Raw genomic sequence first — 21,935 nt, 5'->3', positions numbered from 1 at the left:
ATTTTTATATATTAGGTACGCTGCCAAAAGATGAAAAGCGTATCGCAAATAACAACGAATGAGTTATAACGAAATCAAAACAGTAATTGATATGGGCAATGGCTCCCAGATCGAGCTTTCTACTGGTAAATTGGCTAAACAGGCTGATGGTGCAGTAGTATTAAAACAAGGTGACACGATGCTTCTTGCGACAGTAGTTTCTGCTAAGGAAGCGAAATCTGGGGTTGACTTTTTGCCTTTATCTGTTGACTACCAAGAGAAATACGCGGCTACAGGTCGTATTCCTGGTGGCTTTTTACGTCGTGAGGCACGTTTGTCAGATTACGAGATCTTAATCTCTCGTTTAGTCGACAGAGCTTTGCGTCCATTATTCCCTGAAAACTATCACGCAGATACGCAAGTAATGATCTCTTTGATCTCTGCTGATAAAGATATTATGCCAGATGCATTGGCTGGTTTAGCTGCCTCTGCTGCGATTGCAGTTTCTGATATTCCTTTCAATGGTCCTATTTCTGAAGTTCGCGTTGCGAAAATCGATGGTCAATTGGTGATCAATCCAAAAATGTCTGAATTAGAAAGAGCAACTTTAGAATTTATCGTTGCTGGTTCTGCTCAAGATATTGGTATGGTTGAAGGTGAATGTAGTGAAATCTCTGAGGCTGAAATGGTAGAAGCTATTGCTTTTGCTCATGAGGCAATAAAAAAACAAGTTGCTGCTCAAGTTGAATTAGCAAACTTGGTCGGTAAGCATGTAAAACGTGAGTACAACCACGAACCGACAAATGAAACATTGAGAGCTGAAATTTTCAGTGCTACTTACGATAAGGTTTATGCTGTTGCTGCTTCGGCATCTGCTAAACATGATCGTACTGAAGCTTTCGCAAAGATTGCTGAAGAATTTAGAGCGACACTTCCTGAAGAATTGGATGAGGATACGAAATTTTTATTCAAAAAATATTTTCACGATGTACAATACGATGCTGTTCGTAATTTAGTATTGGATGAAGGAAAACGTCTTGATGGTCGGGATGTACGTACTGTACGTCCTATCTGGTCAGAAGTAAATTATTTACCTGCAGCTCACGGTTCTGCTGTATTTACACGTGGTGAAACGCAATCATTGACTTCTGTTACTTTAGGTGCTAAAGATGCAGAGCAAATGATCGATGGTGCATTCATCAACGGTTATAACAAATTTATCCTTCACTACAATTTCCCGGCATTCTCTACAGGTGAGGCTAGACCTAATAGAGGTCCTGGTCGTCGTGAAGTAGGTCACGGTAATTTAGCATTACGTTCATTGAGACAGGTACTGCCTCCCGTAGCTGAAAACCCTTATACGATCCGCGTTGTTTCTGATATCTTAGAATCTAATGGTTCTTCTTCTATGGCAACTGTTTGTGCTGGTACTTTGGCTTTGTTAGACGCAGGTGTTAAATTGAAAGCACCGGTTTCTGGTATTGCTATGGGATTAATCTCGGATGAGAAAACAGGTAAGTATGCTATTCTTTCGGATATTTTAGGTGATGAAGATCACTTAGGAGATATGGACTTTAAGGTAACAGGTACTGAAAAAGGTATCGTGGCTTGTCAAATGGACTTAAAGATCAACGGTTTGAAATGGGAAGTGTTAACGCAGGCTTTGGATCAAGCGAAAGAGGCTCGTCTTCATATCTTAGGTGAGATGAAGAAAACGATTGCTGAACCTCGTGAAGATTACAAACCTCATGCTCCTCGTATCGTTCAGATTATCATTGATAAAGAATTTATTGGTGCTATCATCGGCCCTGGAGGTAAAATTATCCAAGAAATGCAACGTGAAACTGGTGCGACTATTTCCATAGAAGAGGTGGATGGTAAAGGTATCGTGCAGATTTTTGCGGATAATAAAGCTGCGATTGATGATGCAAGTACACGTATTAAGAATATTGCGGCTAAACCTGAAGTTGGTGCTACTTACGAAGGTAAGGTGAAGTCTATTATGCCTTTTGGTGCTTTCGTTGAAATCATGCCAGGAAAAGATGGTTTATTACACATCTCTGAGATTGATTGGAAACGTTTTGAGACCATGGATGGTATATTCAAAGAAGGTGATCAAGTAACGGTTAAATTGTTGGATATCGACAAACAAGGTAAATTGAAACTTTCTCGTAAAGCTTTGTTGCCTCGTCCTCCTCGTGAAGATAAACCTGCTACAGATGCACCAAAAACTGATGCACCACAAGCATAAGTTTTTAAGAAAACTTAATCATATACAAAAGCTCACTTTTCAGTGAGCTTTTTTGTTTTTAACAAAAACAGGCTGTCTAATTGACAGCCTGTTTTCGTTTTGTTATAACATGATAACGGATTCTATTTTTGATACTTCTTTGTAATAATCAATTACTTCATCGGCATTATTCACAAAAGTCTCTACAGTGATGGATTTATATTTACCACCTGATGATTCTTTTTCAGCGTATTTGGTGCTCGCATGTGTAAATACCTGTTTTACCTGCTCTATTTTCTCCAAATCGGCTTTAACAATGAATTTGAATTTGTACAAGGATGGAAACTGTTCTACAGCAATCAATTTTTCTTTGAAATTTGTATAGAAATCTTGCTGATTATTTCCGTCTTCAATATCTTGGATATTGATGTTGTTGTTTAATTCTGACATTTTTAATCTCCTTTTGTTGATTATTATCAAAAGCTATTCCATAAATAGTTGCCTGACAGACTTGCAGTCTAATTGTCTACGGCAATGGGTCTATCTTGTGGTGCTTTTCCCCAATTTTTATTTGGAGTACTACTCATTTCAATTTCAATGTTTCCGCCTTTTAATATTTCATCATATGTAATAAACGATTTTGAGTATGCTACCCCATCACGTTTGATACTTTTGATATAGCTATTTTTCTTGGCTTGATTTTTAACTTTTATGGTTAATTGTTTTGCATTAGGAAGTGTAATGGTCGCTTTTTCCATCATTGGAGAACCGAACACATAAACTCCACTGATCGGATTTAAAGGATACATTCCCATTGCTGAAAATACATACCATGCACTCATCTGTCCGGCGTCGTCATTTCCACATAAACCATTCGGTTTGCTTGTGTAGAACTCCATCATTGCTTTGCGCACAAGTGCTGAGCCTTTCCATGCTTCTCCTGCATATGCATATAGATATGGTACATGGTGATTCGGTTCGTTACCTTGTGCATATTGACCAATCAAACCTGTAATATCATTGGATGCTTCTTCACCTAACTCAGATGACATCGTTGTAAATTCGTCTAATTTCTTTAAAAAGTTTTTATCTCCTCCAAAAAGATTGATCAATCCTTTAACATCTTGCGGTACCAACCAAGTATATTGCCATGCATTTCCTTCACAGTAGTCATTTTCACGATGCTTTGCCATTAATGGATTGAATGGTCGTCTAAATTCACCGTTTACTTTTCTACCTACAAAGTGTCCGACTTCTTTATCGAAGTATTGTTCATAAAGTTTATATCTTTTCTCAAAGTAAATGGCATCTTCTTTTTTTCCTAATTTTTCTGCCATTTTGAATGCACTATAATCTGCAATTGCATATTCTAATGCCCAAGCTACTGACTCATGATCCATGCTGTCGATGGGAATGTATTTGAGATCGCGTACATACTTTAAGCCATTTTCATAGCCCATGGCTGTTGTTTTTACTGCTTCCCAAGCCAATTCATAGTCTTTTTCATCCAAGATACCTTTTATGACTGCATCTGCTACTACTGGTATCGCTGGTAGACCTACCATGGTGTTTGTTTCATTACCTTGTAAATGCCAAACCGGTAATTTCCCTTGTTGCTGATAGATGGCAAGCATCGTTTTGATAAAATCTTGATTGATTTTACGGTCTTCTAGCAAGTTCATCAATGGATGTAATGCACGGTAGGTATCCCATAATGAAAATACGGTATGGTTGGTAAAGTCTTGTTTTTCGTAAACTTGTTTGTCTGTCCCTAAATAATCACCATTGACGTCGTTAAAGATTGTTGGTGCAAAATAAGTATGGTACAAGGCGGTATAAAAAATGGTCTTTGTGTCCGCATCTCCTTCAAATTGAATTTTATTCAGAGTGCTGTTCCATTTGTCGTTTGCTTGTTTTTTTACTTGGGCGAAATCCCATGTTGGGGTTTCAACCTGTATGTTTTCTAAAGCGTTTGTCGTACTGACAGCTGAGATACCAACTTTAATTTCAATGGTTTTATTTTTGATTGCATCAAAAAATAGGGCAGCTTTTATTGCTTGACCTTTTACTGTTGAAGTACCAAATTTTTGATCTTTATCGTCGTAAAATTGTACTTTTTGAATAGGTACAGATGTTTTTAAAGCAAAATAAACTTTTTGATCACTTGCCCATCCTGAAGAAAATCGATAACCAACAAACGTACTATCATTGATCTGCTTGATATAAGAATCGGTTGTTTTGTCCCAGTTCATCCTAAAAGAAAGATCAATGAATAAGTGGGCATTGTCCGATTTATTGTATACGTATTGATGATAACCTACACGCTCTGTAGCTGTCAAATTTGCTTGTACTTGGTAATCGTCTAATAGCACACTGTAAAATCCAGGTTGCGCAATTTCATTTTCTTTTTTGAAGCTCGAACCGTAGCCTGTATTCATTTTGTTGAATTCGGCTTGCTGCAATTGTACCTTGCCTGTAGCGGGTACAATCATAATGTCATTGAGATCTCCAATTCCAGTTCCGCTAAGGTGGGTATGGGTAAAGCCTAATATTTCTTTGCTTTTGTAATTATAACCACTGCACCAGTCCCAGCCATTAAATTGATCCCATGTCTGTGCTATTTGCGAGGGACCTAATTGTACTGCTCCTAGCGGTACATTAGCGCCTACAAAGACATGTCCATGATCTTCGGAACCGATGAAAGGATTGACAAATGATGTCAAATTTTGTTGTGCTGCTAAACCTAATGGTGTGAATGCAAGAATACTTAGTAAAATTTTATTGTAATTCAATCGAATCATAAGTAATTAGTTTGGTCTTATTTAGGGGCGAAATATAGTATTTTTTTTGCTTAATAAATCCTTTTAGCTTAAATATTTTTACAATAAATAGCTTTATTACTTTATTTTTTTTTAGATTAGTAACTCAAATTTATAAACATATACGACTTAATGAAGAAGAGAATTTTGATCAGTGACATCGCAAAAGCTTTAGGGGTTTCGGTTACTACAGTATCTTTTATATTGAATGACAAAGCCAAAGAAAAGCGCATCAGTGAGTCGTTGACCAAGCGTGTTCTTGATTATGTGAAAAAGGTAGGCTATAAGCCTAATGAACTTGCTAAGAGTTTACGTACTGGTAAAACCAAAATTATAGGTTTGATTATCGAAGATATCTCAAATCCTTTTTTTGGAAATATTGCACGCCTTATTGAAACAAAAGTCTATGAACAGGGGTATCGTATTATTTACTGTAGTACGAACAATGATAGTGAAAAGACTAAGGAATTAATCGGGATGTTTAACGATCGACAGGTGGACGGCTTTATCATTACGCCTTCAGAGGGAATTGAGGATACGATTTCTAATTTGATCCAATCAAATGTACCTGTTGTTTTGTTTGATCGATACCTGCCTGATGTGGAGACGGATTATGTTATTGCTGATAATTTTCAAGGGGCTTTTGATGCGACTGTCCATTTCAATGAGCAGGGGTATAAGCGGATCGGTCTAGTTTCTCTTTATTCCGATCAAACACAGATGCGTGATCGTTTGGGAGGTTATATGAAAGCAATGGATCAGTTTAAAAAGCAGGCTTATATTAAAAAAATACAATTGGATGCATCAGAATCAGAGGCGATAGATGAATTGCATGAGTTTGTTGTTGACAATAGATTGGATGCTGTTTTGTTTGCGACCAATTATCTAGCGATTACGGGCCTTAAATCTGGTAAGAAGCATAATTACAAACTTCCTGCATTGATTGCGTTTGATGACCATACTGTCTTTAAATTGCATGAACCTGCTATCACGGTAGTTTCGCAACCTATCGAAGAAATCGCGGATCATATTATTAATATTTTACTGCTAAAATTGCAGGGTAAGGCCAAAGCGATTAAACACTTGACATTACCCTGCGAGCTAAAAGTGCGCGAATCTTCTATTTTAAAGGCGTAGTATCTGCGACAAATTTCATAGAAATTGAATTAACACAGTGGCGTATGTTTTTATCGGTTAATCTTTCTCCGATAAAAACATGTCCTAAGTGTGCTCCGCAAGCATTGCATAGAATTTCAGTTCTTCTTCCGTCGGCGTCTGTTTCTTTACGAACGGCGCCTGAAATCTCATCGTCAAAGCTTGGCCATCCACAATGCGAATCGAATTTGTCTTCGGATCGATATAAGGGGGCTTCGCATCTTTTACAAATGTATGTCCCCATTGCCTTATTATCTAATAAGGTGCCCGTATAGGGACGTTCTGTGCCTTTATGAAGAATGACATATTCTTCTTCGGGACTTAACTGGTTATATTTTGCTGACTCTTCCATTATTTTAAAAATTGCTGTTTGTTTTTGAGCTGGAGTTTGGTGTTTGTTGCATGAGGTCATCAAAACCATTATGCTATATAAAATTAAGGATTTTCTCATCTTATATTCCTATCTGTAAAGTTACAATTCTCTAATCAATTCTTTGTCAATGTACTGTTAGGAAGAATTTGGATCCCAATAAATTTAAAGTAGTGGAGCTTTTTTTATGTCATATTGAAGTCTTATATTTGAAGTTTATCGATTTCCGCCTCGAAGTACAAGAGGTGGTTTAAATCTGCCTTAAATAGTCGTTTTGAAATAATTTAGAACGATTATAAATTGATAAATAACGTCACAAAATTGTCAGGGATTTATTAATAAGTTATACTTTTGTGGCATTACTAGGCAGAGTGTGCTTTGTCTAGAATGGTGTTTAAATTTTTATATTCACAAATAAATAGTATAAAGTGTTAAATATGAGAAATATCTCATCCGTTTTGGGAAAACTTGCGAGGGTAGTATCAATGAGTTTGGTGCTGTTGTTTGCCGTTGCGACGCTGCATGCGCAAGATGTCAAGGAAGGTGAAAAAATCTTCAAAGCTAAATGTACGAGCTGTCACAAAGTTGATAGAAAGGTCGTCGGTCCTGCCCTAAAGGGTATTACTGAGACAAAGTCTGAGGAGTGGTTGATTAAATGGATCAAAAACTCTCAAGCGCTAATTGCTTCTGGTGATAAAGATGCAATTGCCATTTTTGAGGAGTATAATAAATCCGTGATGACTTCTTTTACAGATTTATCTGATGATCAGATTAAGTCTGTATTGGCTTACATTAAAGCTGAATCTGCTGAGAAACCTAAAGATGCGACTAGTCCTGGTGAAACTGCGAAAGATGACAATGCTAATTTATTTATGATCTTCGGGTTATTAGGTATAGTTGTTTTGGCCATTGTTGTTATCGTTGTTTTAAACCGTGTAATCCGTACTCTGGAAAGGGTGATCGCAACTAATCAGGCTGCTGTTGAAGCGGAGGAAGAGCCTAAGACTAACAAGAAATTCTTGGCATTTGCACAGGGTTTTGTTAAGAACAAGAAATTGGTCGGATTTGCTGTGTTGATGTTGGTTGCGTTGTTGGCTGTTGGTGGTTGGAAAACCATGTGGAATGTTGGTGTTCATACAGGTTATCAGCCCGTTCAACCGATTAAATTCTCTCACCAATTGCACGCTGGTGTCAACAAGATTGAATGTCAGTATTGTCATGGTGGTGCTTTTAAATCTAAAAATGCATCTATTCCTTCAGCGAATGTTTGTATGAACTGTCACAATACGATCACAGGTTCTGAGCATTATGATGGTGAGACTTCGCCAGAGATTGCTAAAATCTATCGTGCATTGGATTGGAATCCAGAGACTCGTACTTATGGTAACAACCCTAAGCCGATTCAGTGGGTTCGCATTCATAACTTGCCAGATTTTGCTTACTTTAATCACTCACAGCACGTTACAGTGGCAGGAGTGGAGTGTCAGACTTGTCACGGTCCAATTGAAACCATGGAAGAAGTATACCAATACTCTCCTTTGACGATGAAATGGTGTGTGGATTGTCATAAGGCAACAGATGTGAAATCAGATAACAAATACTACGAAGACTTGATCAAGGCGCATGAAAGCATCAAAAAAGGTGAAAAAATGACAGCGGCGATGATCGGTGGTCTTGAGTGTGGTAAATGTCACTATTAATAATTATTCAGAAATACGCAATCTTATATACAGCTTAAATGGATAGCAATAAAAAATATTGGAAAGGTTTGGAAGAATTGAAACAAACACCTGCTTTTGTTGAAAAGAGTAAGGGTGAGTTTGCCGAATCTATTCCTGTAGAAGATGTCTTAAATGAAGCAGGGTTGAGTACAAAAACTCCACGCCGTGACTTCTTAAAAGCATTAGGTTTTGGTGTTGGGGCTGTTACTTTGGCAGCATGTAACAGCACACCTGTGCATAAAGCAGTTCCTTATTTAATTAAACCTGAGGAGATTACTCCTGGTATTCCTAACTTTTATACTTCGACTTTTAATGGTCAGAGTATCTTAGTGAGAACACGTGAAGGTCGTCCTATTAATGTAGAGGCTAACCCGAATGCAATTGGTTTAAATCAAGGTACAGATTCAGGAACTGCAGCATCAGTTTTAGATTTATATGATGAGTCTAAATTAAAAACTGCTCAATTAAAAGGGCAGGATGTTGAATGGTCTAAATTGGATAGCACTGTTATCGCTGCATTAAACGCAGCTGCTACTGCTGGTAAACAAATTACTATTGTTTCTAGTACAGTAAATAGTCCTACTACGTTAGCTGCTATTGCCAAATTAACGGCTAAGTATCCTACAACTAATTTAGTTCAAGTAGATGCTGTTTCTTACAGCGCAATTATTGAAGCGAACAAAAATGCTTTTGGTAAAGCGGTCGTTCCTTCTTATAATTTTGATAAAGCAAATGTTGTTGTCTCTGTAGCTGCTGATTTCTTAGGAACTTGGTTAGCGGGAGAAGAACATACACAACAATATGTTAAAAATCGTGACTATAAATCATTGAAAAATGGTAAGATGTCACGTCATATTCAATTTGAGTCTGGTCTTAGTATGACGGGTTCAAATGCGGATGTGCGTATTGCCATTAAACCTTCGGAAGAAGCTGCTGTATTAATCTCTTTATATAATGCGGTTACAGGTTCTTCTTTAGCTGGTGGTATTACTGCTAAAAGAGCACAAACTGCTGTTACGCTAGCAGCAAAAGAATTGTTAAATAATAAAGGTGCTGCAGTTGTAGTGGCTGGTTCGAATGATATTAACATTCAAACTTTAGCAAATGCAATTAACAGTGCTTTGGCTTCATATGGATCTACAATTGATTTAGATAATTTCTCTAAACAACATCAAGGTTCTGATGCGGCATTTGCACAATTCCTGACAAACGCTAAGGCTGGTCAAGTTGGTGTTGCGATGTTCTTAAACAGTAACCCTGTTTATGATTATTTCAAATCTGAAGATGTGAAAGCTGCATTGAAGAAAGTTGATTTTACATTATCTTTCTCTCAACGTGCTGATGAAACAGCTTCGGAATTGACGGCTATCGCTCCAACGAATACATTCCTAGAGTCATGGGGTGATGCTTCTCCAAAAGAAGGTCTATTCTCTATAGTTCAGCCAGCAATCAATCCGGTATTCAACACTCGTCAGGCAGATCAATCTTTATTGGTTTGGGCTGGTGATACGACTGATATCTATACATTTGTTAAAAATCTTTGGACTTCTACAATTTTAGTTGGTAGTACGAAGAACTGGAATAGCGTTTTACAAACTGGTTTTGAATATAAGGGTGCTAAAACAGCAGCTGCTTATTCATTCTCTGGTAATGTAGAGGCTGCCGCTAGTGCTGCTATCGCTGCTGCAAAAACAGTAGTCGGTGATTTCGAATTGAAATTATATGAACCAAGTGCTTTGCGTGATGGTCGATATGCAAACAATGCTTACTTACAAGAGGTTCCAGATCCAGTTTCTAAAGTAACTTGGGATAACTATGCTGCTTTAAATCCTAAAGATGCTGAGAAATTGGGATTGGGTGAAGATGCAACAATTACTGTTGAAGCAAATGGTTACAAAGTTGAGTTACCAGTTGTTCAACAACCGGGACAAGCTTTGGGTACTGTTTCAGTAGCTGTTGGTTACGGACGTACTAAAGTTGGTAAGGCTGGTAATCATGTAGGTAAAAATGCTTACCCTTTTGCAAGCTTAGTAAATGGTACTATTCAATTTGTAGCGAAAGCAACTCTTGCAAAATCGAATACGATATACCAATTAGCACAAACTCAGACGCATCATACTATTGAAGGTCGTAACATTGTGCGTGAAACTACTTTCGCTAAATATTTAAAAGATCCTAACTCTGAGTCAGGTCGCTTTACGGATAAACACAAAACATACGATTTGTGGAACAAGTATGAGCAACCAGGTCATAAATGGGTAATGGCAATCGATTTGAATGCTTGTACTGGTTGTGGCTCTTGTATTGTTGCTTGTAACGTAGAGAATAATATTCCTGTTGTAGGTCGTGATGAGGTTCGTCGTCGTCGTGAGATGCACTGGTTACGTATTGACCGTTACTACACTATTGAAGAGGATGGTAAAGAGTATACTAAGGAAAAAGAAATTCAACATATCAATGATTTCGAAAATGTAACTGTTGTTCACCAACCGATGTTATGTCAACATTGTGCTCATGCACCTTGTGAGACTGTATGTCCAGTATTAGCTACTGTACACTCATCAGAGGGTCTAAACCATATGGCTTACAACAGATGTTTCGGAACACGTTACTGTGCGAATAACTGTCCATATAAAGTACGTCGTTTTAACTGGTTCAACTATTGGAATGATTCACGTTTTGATAACTACTTGAATAATGAGTTTACGCAATTGGTATTGAACCCAGATGTAACAACACGTTCACGTGGGGTTATGGAAAAATGTTCAATGTGTATCCAACGTATTCAAGCTGGTAAGTTACATGCGAAAATGGAGAACCGTAAAGTAAAAGACGGTGATATCCAAATGGCATGTCAACAAGCATGTTCTGCAAATGCAATTATCTTTGGTGATGCTAATGATCCAGAATCGGAAGTATCTAAAGCATTACGCAATGAGCGTGTTTATTACGTACTTGAGGAAATCAATGTACAACCGGGTATCGGTTATATGACAAAAGTTAGAAACACTTTTGAGGCGTAATCTTGTTCATTATTTGAAATAAAAATACTATGTCATCGCATAACGAATCAATATTAAGAGAACCATTAATGACCGGTAAGGACATTACGTATGCTAAAATTACGGATGATATCTTACTACCGGTTGAAAATAAACCGAATAAAGCATGGTGGATCGGTTTCACTGTAGCCGTATTAGGTGCTTTATTATGGGTAGTCAGCGTTAGTTATACCTTCTGGACAGGTATCGGCGCTTGGGGTCTAAATAAAACTGTAGGCTGGGCTTGGGATATCACCGACTTTGTATGGTGGGTTGGTATCGGTCACGCTGGTACTTTAATTTCGGCCGTATTATTAATTTTCCGTCAAAACTGGCGTAACTCCATTAACCGTTCAGCAGAGGCCATGACGATCTTCGCCGTTATCTGTGCTGCAACATATGTCGTTGCCCACATGGGTCGTCCTTGGTTGGCTTATTGGATTTTTCCATTGCCAAATCAATTTGGATCTCTATGGGTTAACTTTAACTCGCCATTAGTATGGGATGCATTTGCGATCTCTACTTATTTCACGGTATCCTTGGTATTCTGGTACTGTGGTTTATTACCTGATATCGCGACTATCCGTGACCGTGCTACTGGCCTTAGACAAAAAATTTACTCTGTGCTATCTTTTGGATGGAATGGATCTGTAAAGACTTGGCAACGTTTTGAGATTGTGTCATTAATTTTGGCAGGTATCTCTACGCCATTGGTACTTTCGGTACACACGATTGTATCTTTTGACTTTGCAACTTCTGTTATCCCAGGATGGCATACAACAATCTTCCCTCCATATTTCGTTGCTGGTGCGATCTTCTCTGGTTTTGCGATGGTGCAAACTTTATTGTTGATCTTACGTAAAGTCATGAATTTTGAGAACTACATCACGATGTTCCATATTGAAGCCATGAACAAAATTATCATGACGACAGGTTCTATCGTTGGTATTGCTTACTTAACGGAGTTGTTCATTGCGATGTACTCTCAATCTGAATACGAGATGTACGCTTTTGAAAACCGTATGTTTGGTCCTTATGCTTGGGCTTACTGGTCGATGATGACGTGTAACGTAATCTCACCACAGTTATTCTGGTTTAAGAAAATTCGTACAAGTATTCCCATTTCCTGGATATTATCTATTGTGGTAAATATTGGTATGTGGTTCGAGCGTTTCGTAATTATCGTGACTTCATTACACCGTGATTATTTACCATCATCTTGGGCGATGTTTTACCCAACATGGACAGACGTTGGTATCTTCGTTGGATCTATCGGTTTATTCTTTACGTTGTTCTTATTGTTCTTACGCTTCTTACCGGGTATCGCAATCGCGGAAGTGAAGTTATTGTTGAAAAGCTCAAGTTTACAACATAAAACTAAATTGGTTAAAGAAGGTGCATTCCCAGCAGAACAAGTGGAATACTTTAGAGATTCTTTAGGTAAATATGATTCGGTAACAGAACAAGAAATTAAAGAGTTAAAATAATAGCAATGGGCAATACAAAATATATATTAGGTAGTTTTGCTGATCCAGATGATATGATGCATGGGATCGACAAATTGCAGAAAAATAATGTAAGCATCTATGATTGCTTTACTCCAATGCCAATTCACGGTATTGAAGCTAAATTGGGCGTTAAACCTTCGCGTTTGCCAATTGCAGCATTTTGCTTTGGAGCGTTAGGAACCTTATTGGGATTTAGTTTATTGTATTATACAATGGTACATGACTGGCCAATGAATATTGGTGGTAAACCTTCATTCGCAATTCCGAACTTTGTTCCTGTGACATTTGAGGTTACTATTTTAATTTGTGCCTTGGGTATGGTGGCGACTTTCTTTTATCGCAATCACTTATTCCCGGGACGTACTCCTCGTGTTATGGATTTAAGAGCTACTGATGATCGTTTTATCATCGCTATAGATGCTCGTGAAAACACAGACCATGCTTTGATCGATACTATATTGAAGGAAACAGGTGCTGTAGAAGTTAAGTACAATGATAGAAAATATGTTAGTTATGAATAAGAAGAATTTACTAGTTACAGTATGTGCAGCTCTGTCGTTGACAGCAGTCGTTTCTTCTTGTGGTGACAAGACTACTCGTAGTACAGGTTGGGAGTTTTCTCGCAACATGTATGATCCGATTGCGTACAATCCTGATCAACCAAACGAGAATTTTAAAAATAAACAAACTGCGCAAACACCACCAAAGGGTACAGATCCAATTGGTTTTACCAGATTTGAATATGCCAATACTTTAGAAGATTATGAACGTGCGGGTCGTGAGTTTACTAATCCGTTAGAGTTATCACAAGCAAGACTTGAAAAAGGTCAAGCTTTATTTACTACTTACTGTGCTGTTTGTCACGGTCCTGAAGGTAAAGGTGATGGTTCTATTACGAAAGACCGTGAAATTACAGATTCTAAAGGCACTCGTAAGCTGGAGAATTTTCCTAATCCACCATCTTATCACAAAACTGATGGCGCGAGCTCTTCACGTGGTGGTATGATGGCTGATTTGACAGATGGTAAGATTTACCATACGATTTATTACGGTCACAACTCAATGGGATCGCATGCATCGCAGTTGTCTCCTGAAGAACGTTGGGAAGTCGTTATGTACGTTCATGAATTACAAAAGAAATAATCTAACATCAGACAAATAAATGGGAACTCACAATCATCATCACGATTATAATTTCAACGAGCGATACGAGTTTGCTGGTAAAGCAAAAACATTCAGTATTATCGCAATCGTTGTTGGTATAGCTGCAGTAGCCTACGGAATGCTTATGGGCGATCATATTCTAGTAGAGCGTACTTATGCTAACTTATTATTGATGGGTTATTATTTTACATGTGTATGTGCTGCCGGAGCTTTTTTCGTAGCCTTACAATATGTAACACAATCTGCTTGGTCAGCTGGTCTCGTTCGTATACCACAGGCAATGGCAGGTATTTTGCCTATTGCATCAATCATTTTACTAGTGATTGTTGGATTAGGATTAAGCACTCACAATTTATACCATCATTGGTATGCAGAGGGTCTTACAGATCCTAATAGTCCTAATTATGATAGTATCATCGCTGGTAAGTCTTGGTATTTGAATTTTTCAGGTTTTTTAAGTCGCCAAGTAATTTTCATGGGACTTTATAGTATTTTTGCTATTATCTTGGCAAAATTATCATACAAAGAAGATTTAGAGGGTGGTTTGAATTCTTATAAAAAGAGTTTCAAATTGTCGGCTATATTTTTAGTTATATTTGGTTTTACAACTCCAATTTGGTCATTTGATACCATCATGTCATTAGAGGCACACTGGTTCTCGACTATGTTTGGTTGGTACAACTTCGCAGCAATGTGGGTAAGTGGTCTTTGTGTTATTACAATCATCTTAATTGTATTAAAGAAAGCTGGTTATATGAGTTGGGTAAACGAAAATCATTTACATGATTTAGGTAAATTGATCTTTGGTTTCTCTATCTTCTGGACATATGTTTGGTTTGCACAGTTTATCTTAATCTGGTATGCTAACATGCCTGAGGAGACTGTATATTTCTATAAACGTTGGGAGCCAGAATATAAACCATGGTTTTGGTTAAATATTATCATCAATTTCCTTGCTCCTTTATTATTATTGGTAGATCGTGATGCCAAACGTAAGCAAAATGCTATGTTGTTTGTTGCCATCTTATTATTGGCGGGTCACTGGTTGGATTATTATATCATGATCATGCCTGGTACAGTTGAATCACACCGCGGATTTGGTATTGTAGAAATTGGTACAGCTCTTGGCTTTGTTGGTTTGTTTACATTCTTAGTAATGAATAAATTGAGTAAACAAGGTTTAGTTGCTAAAAATCATCCTTTCTTGGATGAGAGTTTACATCACCAAATATAGTTTCGCTTTTAAAGGGATATTACGTAAAATCGTTATAAAGAAATGAGCTTTAAATTAAATAATAGATTCAAATCCATCTCGGGTTTTGTACTTGCAATCGGATTGTTCTTTGCAGTCCCATCATTCGCAAGTCAAGATACTGTAGTGGTAGATACGACTAAAGCTACGGAAGCTGTTGCAGTTGATGCAACAGCTACTGGAGCAAATGTTGTTGATTCGGCAACGACTGCGAAGACAGAAGTAGCTGCGTCCGCAGATGCGTCTACAACAAAGGTTGACGCTGCTAAGGAAGAGAAAAAAATAGACCCTCAGGTTTATAAAAACTTCATTTATTATGTTTTATTATTTTTAGTTATCTGTACAGTAGTTGCTGTTATTGGTAAAGTTATCTCGATCTATGAGTTAACAAATAAGATGAATAAAAGACATAATCCTTTAGCTTCAAATACGTTTCAAGCATCGTTATTATTCATCTTCTTATTTGTTTTCTTAGGAGGTGTTTATTATTCTTACTCGCACCATGGTGGCATGGCGTGGAGGGATGCTGTGACTGAGCATGGGGCTAAAATTGATACCATGTTTATCATTACTACTGTTATCACAACTTTTGTATTGGTGATTACTCACATTTTATTATTGACGTTCACGTTCATCTATAGAATGAAGAAAAATGGTAAAGCATACTATTTGCCGCATAACAATACTATTGAAAAAATCTGGACGATCGTTCCTGCTGTTGTTTTGACTGTATTGGTATTATTCGGTTTCTTTACTTGGAGATCAATTACCAATGTTCCGGAAGATTTACAGAAATCTGCTCTTCAGATTGAAGTATTAGGTGAGCAATTTGCTTGGAGTGTACGTTATCCAGGAGCTGATGGTGTGATCGGTAAACGTAATTATAAAATGACAACTCCGACTAATCCTTATGGTATTGATTTCAATGATAAAAACTCTTGGGATGATATTCAAGGTTCGGACATTGTAATTCCAGTTAATAAGTCTGTTCGTTTTCATATCGTTTCAAAGGATATTATTCACTCGTTCTATATTCCTGACTTCCGCGTTCAAATCAATGCTGTACCGGGAATGACAAATTACTTCCAATTTACTCCTACGGTAACTACAGAAGAAATGCGTGAGCGTATGAATGACTACAAATATGATTATGTTATGTTATGTAACAAAATCTGTGGTTCAGGTCACTATAATATGCAGAAAAAGGTTGTCGTTGTTACTGAAGCTGAATATAAAGAGTGGTTAGCAACGCAAAACAAATATTTTACTGAGGATTTACAGAAAGAGTTTGCCGCTAAAGATGCTAAAACTCCGCAGTTAAAAGATAGCGTAAACGTTACGGCTTCATTAAATTAATTAGAATAATTGAATTTTAAAAACGAATATGTCAAGTACAGTTATTTCTCATAGCGCTGAGCATCACGATTCGCACGGACATCATCATCAAGAGTCATTCATCTCGAAGTATATCTTCAGTGGTGACCACAAGATGATTGCTAAGCAATTTTTGATCACAGGTATTTTCATGGCGGTATTTGCTATGATCTTATCCATCTTATTCCGTATCCAACTTGCTTGGCCGGATAAAGAATTTCCAATTTTGGAAGTATTCTTAGGTAAATGGGCTGCAGGTGGTCGTATTGCTCCTGAATTTTTCCTTTCTTTGGTCACCATTCACGGTACCATCATGGTATTCTTCGTTTTAACAGCGGGTCTATCGGGTACTTTTAGTAATCTATTGATTCCTTATCAAATTGGTGCACGCGATATGGCGTCTCCTTTCATGAATATGTTGTCATACTGGATGTTCTTTGTAGCTTCAGTTATTATGATTGCTTCTTTCTTTGTTGAAAGTGGACCTGCTTCTGCCGGATGGACGATCTATCCTCCATTATCTGCAGTGCCAACGGCGATTGCTGGTTCGGCTACAGGTATGACTTTGTGGTTGGTCAGTATGGTGTTATTTGTAGCGTCGCAATTAATCGGTGGTATCAACTACGTGAGTACAATTTTGAATATGCGTACTAAAGGTATGGATCTTTGGAAAATGCCTTTAACAATCTGGGCATTCTTCTTAACTGCTATCGTAGGTATGTTATCCTTCCCAGTTTTAGTATCTGCTGTTGTTCTATTGATTTTTGACCGTTCATTCGGTACGTCATTTTATTTGTCAGATTTAGTTGTTCAAGGTCAGATCTTACCGAATGAAGGTGGTTCTCCAATCTTGTTCCAACACTTATTCTGGTTCTTAGGTCACCCTGAGGTATATATCGTTGTTATGCCTGCGTTAGGTCTTACTTCGGAGGTTATCTCAACAAACTCTCGTAAACCAATCTTTGGTTACCATGCGATGGTTTACTCGCTAATTGGTATTACAGTTTTATCATTTATCGTTTGGGGTCACCATATGTTTGTGACAGGTATGAATCCTTTCTTAGGTGGAGTATTTATGATCACAACATTGATTATCGCAGTCCCTTCTGCGGTAAAAGCATTTAACTATATGGCGACATTATGGAGAGGTAATATTCGTTTCACTCCAGCTATGATGTTTGCGATTGGTTTAGTGTCATTCTTCATCTCTGGTGGTCTTACCGGATTGTTTTTAGGTAATGCTGCTTTAGATATCAACTTACATGATACGTACTTTGTTGTAGCCCACTTCCACTTGGTAATGGGATCTGCTTCTATTTTCGGTATGTTATGTGGTGTTTATCACTGGTATCCGAAAATGTTTGGTCGTATGATGAACACGAAATTAGGTTACTTACATTTCTGGATGACTTTCATTGGTGCTTATTTGGTATTCTTTCCAATGCACTTTATGGGTATAGATGGTGTTCCTCGTCGTTATTATGCTTTTACAGAATTTGCTTTCATGGAGAAATGGGTTTCTGTAAACATGTTGATTACTTGGGCTGCTATCGTAGCTGGTTTGGGTCAAGTGGCTTTCTTATTCAACTTCTTCTATTCGATTTTCTTTGGAGAAAGAGCACCGCAAAACCCATGGAATTCAAATACTTTAGAGTGGACTACTCCTGTGGAACATATCCACGGTAACTGGCCAGGAGAGATCCCAACAGTACACCGTTGGCCATATGACTACAGTAAGCCAGGACATCATGAAGATTTTATTCCTCAGAATGTTCCTTTCTCTGAAACTATGAATTCTAACTTCCTTCATGATTTTGAAGGTAATGAAGAAGCTGAGCGTATCCAGACAGAATGGGATGCTCAAAATAAAAAATAATTAAATATGGTATTTGGAGTAAGTTGTGCGAAATGATTTATTCCAAATATTATTTGTAACATAAAACGGTAAAAATATGTTTCCAGCTGCTGAAAAGCGTTATATTAGATCTAATTTCATTACCATTATTGTTTTGTTTTTAGTGATCGTTGCTGGAGGTGTGGTGCGTAGTACTGGTTCTGGAATGGGATGTCCCGATTGGCCAAAGTGTTTTAATCGAATTATACCTCCTACAGATATTGCGCAGTTACCGGTTGGTTATGAAGAGCATTACATCACAGGTAGAGCTAAGAAAAATGAGCGATTTGCTAATATGATCGATTTTTTCGGTTATCGTGATTTAGCAAATAAAATTCGTCATGACAAAAGTATCCTTGAACATGAGGAATTTAATGTAGCAAAGACTTGGACAGAGTACATCAATCGTTTGGTAGGTGTTGTTGCTGGTTTTTGTTTACTGTTTACTGCCGTTTATTCTTTTACTTATATTAAATCTAAGCGATCAATTTTTATTTGGTCTGTGATTAACGTATTTGTTGTTGTTGTTCAGGCTTGGTTGGGTTCTATTGTCGTTTCGACTAATTTAACTCCTTGGGTAATCACTGTGCATATGCTTTTAGCATTGGTCATTGTGGCTATTTCCATCTATACTTATTTTAAGGCGACGACATTACGCGATAAGGGTATATTAATAAATCGTGATTCTAAGGGATTAAAATTGCTTGCAGCCATTTCTTTAGTTTTAATGGTGGTGCAAGTTGTCTTCGGAACGGAAGTACGTGAAATTGTTGATTCATTGACAGCTTCGGGTGTTGCTCGAGAAGATTTTATACAACGTATTGGCCAACATTTTGAAATACATCGTTGGCTTGCATATAGTTCTTTGATTTTAGTAATTGTATTGTTCTTTTTAGTGCGTACAAAATTTAGTGGGAGTACAGTCCAAGCAAAATATGCTACTATACTTTTTATTTTAGTTGGTATTCAAATGTTGTCAGGAATTATTTTGGCACGATTTGCTCTTCCGGCTTTCGCACAGACAACTCACTTAGTTATTGGTAGCCTCTTATTTGGATGTCAATATTATCTGATGTTGTTACTAGGAAAATCACAACGTTAATTGAATGAATGAAATGAATGTACTGGTAAGGTAGTTTTACTTTGTACACTCAAATAAAAAGAGGACATTTGTCGCTATGAAAGAATTTATTTCTGATTTCAAGAAATTAGTTAAGTTAAGACTGACATTAACGGTTGTTTTTTCGGCATCTATCTCTTTTTTGATTGGTGCTAAGCAGCTTGGTGGAGATATTCTATGGATGAATTGGTTGTTACTGACATTGGGAGGATTCTTGGTGACTGGTGCAGCAAATGGATTCAATGAGATTATTGAAAAGGATTTGGACAAATTAATGACCCGTACTGCCGACCGTCCCCTACCTTCTGGAAGGATGACGACAGGTCAGGCCTTGATTCTCAGTTTATTTATGGGAATCTTAGGTACTTTGGTACTAGTACGTTTGAATTTTGTGGCTGGGTTATTATCAGTATTTTCCATTTTGTTATACGCTTTTCTGTATACACCATTAAAAAGAAAATCACCAATAGCTGTATTTGTAGGAGCTTTCCCTGGTGCATTACCGCCATTAATTGGTTATTTTGCAGCGTTTAGCCAGGATGATTTAGCCATCTATAGCCAAACAAATGAGAGTGCAATCGTGATGATTCCATTTATCTTATTTGGTATTCAGTTTTTGTGGCAATTTCCACATTTTTGGTCTTTGGCCTGGGTGATTGATGATGATTATAAACAGGCTGGTTTTAGATTACTGCCAACGACAAAGCGTGATAAGATTTCTGCATTTATGGTTTTCTTTTCAGCATTGCTGATGATACCTGCAGCATTTCTGCCGATGTATTATGGTTTTGGAGGGTGGATCTTTACAACTGTTTCCGTAATTGGAGGTATTGTGTTTGCTTATTATGGCTTTATGCTTTTTAAGAATCAGGACATACCATCTGCTAGAAAGGTGATGTTTACTTCATTTTTTTATCTGCCAATTACACAACTGATTTTATTATTTGACTTTATACCTTTGAAATAATGTTAAATCAAGGAGAACAACCGACTGACGAGAAGTTAGTATCACGTAAAGCTCAAAAATTTAGCTTGTGGTTAGGGATGTTGGGTATGTTTATGATGTTTGCTGCACTGTCAAGTGGCTTTATCGTCTATACGGCGAGTGGCGTTGATAAGGGGCTCAAAACATTGCTACCCGATACTTTTATCTATAGTACGCTAGTTATTGTCTTGAGTAGTATTACTATCCATTTGGCTTATAAAGCGGCGCAAGTGGGTAATTTATCAAGACAGAAAGTTTTACTTTTTGTAACCCTAATTTTGGGTATTTTATTTTTCGTGCTTCAAGTTCATTCGTGGGAAGTATTGGCCGGACGAGGTGTTTATTTTGTAAATAATAATGCATCGCAGTCGTTTGTCTATATCTTTACTGGAATGCACCTAGCGCACATTATTGCGGGAGTGATCGTATTGATTACCGCTTTGGTAGGAGTGTATAAACCACTTCCTGCAGACGGCAATCAATTCCGCATGAATCTAGCCAGTATTTTTTGGCATTTTCTCGATCTTTTATGGATTTATATATATGTTTTCTTACTTTTGAATCAATAATAGTAAACAATGAGTACAACTGTATCACAATTGGATAAGGTAAAAACCGGTCCATGGAATGGTGGAAAGTCACCTTGGAATTTGGAATACGGAAAAATCATGATGTGGTTTTTCTTGGTTGGGGATGCCTTTACATTTTCTGCGTTTTTGGTTTATTACGGAACGCAACGATTTGCACATAGTACATGGCCAGATGCGGATAAGATCTTCCAATCTATACCAGGTATTGCTGAACACGGACAACCTTTAGTTTTCGTGGGTATCATGACTTTTATTTTAATTATGTCTTCTGTTACTATGGTATTAGCTGTAGAGGCAGGTCATCGTAATTCAAAAAATGAAGTTGTTAAGTGGATGCTTTGGACTATATTGGGTGGTATCTGTTTCGTAGGATGTCAAGCTATCGAATGGACTCACTTACACCACGCTGGTTTTTGGTTTGGTCAGAATCCAGGTACTGGCTTAGAAGGTGATGCCATAAAGGATGCTTTACAGCCTTACTTTACACATGATATCTCGTATACGTCAGCACTACAATTTGCTAATTTGTTCTTTACAATCACGGGTTTCCACGGTTTTCACGTTACAGTAGGTATTATCTTAAATATTATTGTATTGTGCATGACTTTAAATAATACTTTCCAGAATCGTGGATCGTATTTAATGATTGAAAAAGTAGGTTTATACTGGCACTTTGTGGATTTAGTTTGGGTGTTTGTATTTACATTCTTCTATTTAGTATAATTATAAGTTT

At 37.4% G+C, this 21,935-nt stretch carries 17 protein-coding genes; 14 read left to right on the top strand and 3 right to left on the bottom strand.

Features of this window, described 5'->3' with window-relative positions:
* Nucleotides 1-58 precede the first annotated feature (58 nt).
* Nucleotides 59-2,230, top strand: coding sequence for a polyribonucleotide nucleotidyltransferase (gene pnp / locus MUB18_RS01965; RefSeq protein ID WP_045755169.1), 2,172 nt, complete (start codon nucleotides 59-61; stop codon nucleotides 2,228-2,230).
* Nucleotides 2,231-2,332: 102 nt separating this feature from the next.
* Here the strand turns inward: pnp and MUB18_RS01960 are convergent, their stop codons facing one another.
* Together MUB18_RS01960 and MUB18_RS01955 are read right to left on the bottom strand one after the other, a co-directional pair.
* The gene (locus MUB18_RS01960; RefSeq protein WP_021190954.1) at nucleotides 2,333-2,659 is read right to left on the bottom strand and encodes a DUF493 domain-containing protein; all 327 of its coding nucleotides are present in this window, start codon (nucleotides 2,657-2,659) and stop codon (nucleotides 2,333-2,335) included.
* Nucleotides 2,660-2,727: 68 nt separating this feature from the next.
* Nucleotides 2,728-5,010, bottom strand: a complete 2,283-nt coding sequence (locus MUB18_RS01955; RefSeq protein WP_248754823.1) for a GH92 family glycosyl hydrolase — start codon at nucleotides 5,008-5,010, stop codon at nucleotides 2,728-2,730.
* Nucleotides 5,011-5,160: 150 nt separating this feature from the next.
* On the opposite strand from MUB18_RS01955, the gene MUB18_RS01950 reads away from it, so the two are divergent.
* Entirely contained in the window at nucleotides 5,161-6,165 is a 1,005-nt protein-coding gene (locus MUB18_RS01950; RefSeq protein ID WP_045755008.1) for a LacI family DNA-binding transcriptional regulator, read from the top strand.
* Here the strand turns inward: MUB18_RS01950 and MUB18_RS01945 are convergent.
* A complete protein-coding gene (locus MUB18_RS01945; protein WP_248754822.1) occupies nucleotides 6,149-6,595 on the bottom strand; it encodes a methionine-R-sulfoxide reductase in 447 nt (148 codons plus the stop codon). The genes MUB18_RS01950 and MUB18_RS01945 overlap by 17 nt on opposite strands.
* A gap of 395 nt (nucleotides 6,596-6,990) precedes the next feature.
* Here MUB18_RS01945 and MUB18_RS01940 point away from each other — a divergent pair, with 395 nt between their 5' ends.
* From MUB18_RS01940 to MUB18_RS01885, 12 genes are all read left to right on the top strand, one after another.
* Nucleotides 6,991-8,253 (top strand): c-type cytochrome, encoded by a 1,263-nt coding sequence (locus MUB18_RS01940; RefSeq protein WP_248754821.1) that lies wholly within the window; start codon nucleotides 6,991-6,993, stop codon nucleotides 8,251-8,253.
* 38 nt (nucleotides 8,254-8,291) lie between these two features.
* The gene (locus tag MUB18_RS01935; protein ID WP_248754820.1) at nucleotides 8,292-11,297 is read left to right on the top strand and encodes a TAT-variant-translocated molybdopterin oxidoreductase; all 3,006 of its coding nucleotides are present in this window, start codon (nucleotides 8,292-8,294) and stop codon (nucleotides 11,295-11,297) included.
* A gap of 29 nt (nucleotides 11,298-11,326) precedes the next feature.
* The gene (nrfD, locus tag MUB18_RS01930; protein ID WP_045755004.1) at nucleotides 11,327-12,802 is read left to right on the top strand and encodes an NrfD/PsrC family molybdoenzyme membrane anchor subunit; all 1,476 of its coding nucleotides are present in this window, start codon (nucleotides 11,327-11,329) and stop codon (nucleotides 12,800-12,802) included.
* A 5-nt stretch (nucleotides 12,803-12,807) separates the two neighbouring features.
* Nucleotides 12,808-13,344: a DUF3341 domain-containing protein gene (locus MUB18_RS01925; RefSeq protein WP_045755003.1), complete on the top strand. Its 537-nt coding sequence runs from the start codon at nucleotides 12,808-12,810 to the stop codon at nucleotides 13,342-13,344.
* Complete coding sequence (locus MUB18_RS01920) at nucleotides 13,328-13,966, top strand: c-type cytochrome (protein ID WP_411028115.1); 639 nt, start codon at nucleotides 13,328-13,330, stop codon at nucleotides 13,964-13,966. Before MUB18_RS01925 ends, MUB18_RS01920 begins: the two co-directional genes overlap by 17 nt.
* Nucleotides 13,967-13,985: 19 nt before the next feature.
* Nucleotides 13,986-15,221, top strand: coding sequence for a hypothetical protein (locus MUB18_RS01915; RefSeq protein ID WP_045755001.1), 1,236 nt, complete (start codon nucleotides 13,986-13,988; stop codon nucleotides 15,219-15,221).
* Between the two features lie 42 nt (nucleotides 15,222-15,263).
* Nucleotides 15,264-16,595, top strand: coding sequence for a cytochrome c oxidase subunit II (locus MUB18_RS01910; RefSeq protein WP_248754819.1), 1,332 nt, complete (start codon nucleotides 15,264-15,266; stop codon nucleotides 16,593-16,595).
* 28 nt (nucleotides 16,596-16,623) lie between these two features.
* Nucleotides 16,624-18,489, top strand: a complete 1,866-nt coding sequence (locus tag MUB18_RS01905) for a cbb3-type cytochrome c oxidase subunit I (protein ID WP_248754818.1) — start codon at nucleotides 16,624-16,626, stop codon at nucleotides 18,487-18,489.
* A gap of 76 nt (nucleotides 18,490-18,565) precedes the next feature.
* Nucleotides 18,566-19,609: a COX15/CtaA family protein gene (locus tag MUB18_RS01900; protein ID WP_045754999.1), complete on the top strand. Its 1,044-nt coding sequence runs from the start codon at nucleotides 18,566-18,568 to the stop codon at nucleotides 19,607-19,609.
* A 76-nt stretch (nucleotides 19,610-19,685) separates the two neighbouring features.
* On the top strand, nucleotides 19,686-20,594 hold the full coding sequence (gene cyoE / locus MUB18_RS01895) for a heme o synthase (RefSeq protein WP_094771764.1): 909 nt from the start codon (nucleotides 19,686-19,688) through the stop codon (nucleotides 20,592-20,594).
* Entirely contained in the window at nucleotides 20,594-21,181 is a 588-nt protein-coding gene (locus MUB18_RS01890; RefSeq protein ID WP_045754997.1) for a heme-copper oxidase subunit III, read from the top strand. Before cyoE ends, MUB18_RS01890 begins: the two co-directional genes overlap by 1 nt.
* Nucleotides 21,182-21,190: 9 nt before the next feature.
* Nucleotides 21,191-21,925, top strand: a complete 735-nt coding sequence (locus tag MUB18_RS01885; protein ID WP_045754996.1) for a cytochrome c oxidase subunit 3 — start codon at nucleotides 21,191-21,193, stop codon at nucleotides 21,923-21,925.
* The last annotated feature ends 10 nt before the right edge of the window (nucleotides 21,926-21,935 follow it).

It is taken from the genome of Sphingobacterium sp. PCS056 (genome assembly GCF_023273895.1).
Taxonomy (GTDB): domain Bacteria; phylum Bacteroidota; class Bacteroidia; order Sphingobacteriales; family Sphingobacteriaceae; genus Sphingobacterium.
This window is presented reverse-complemented; position numbering and strand designations above follow the sequence as displayed.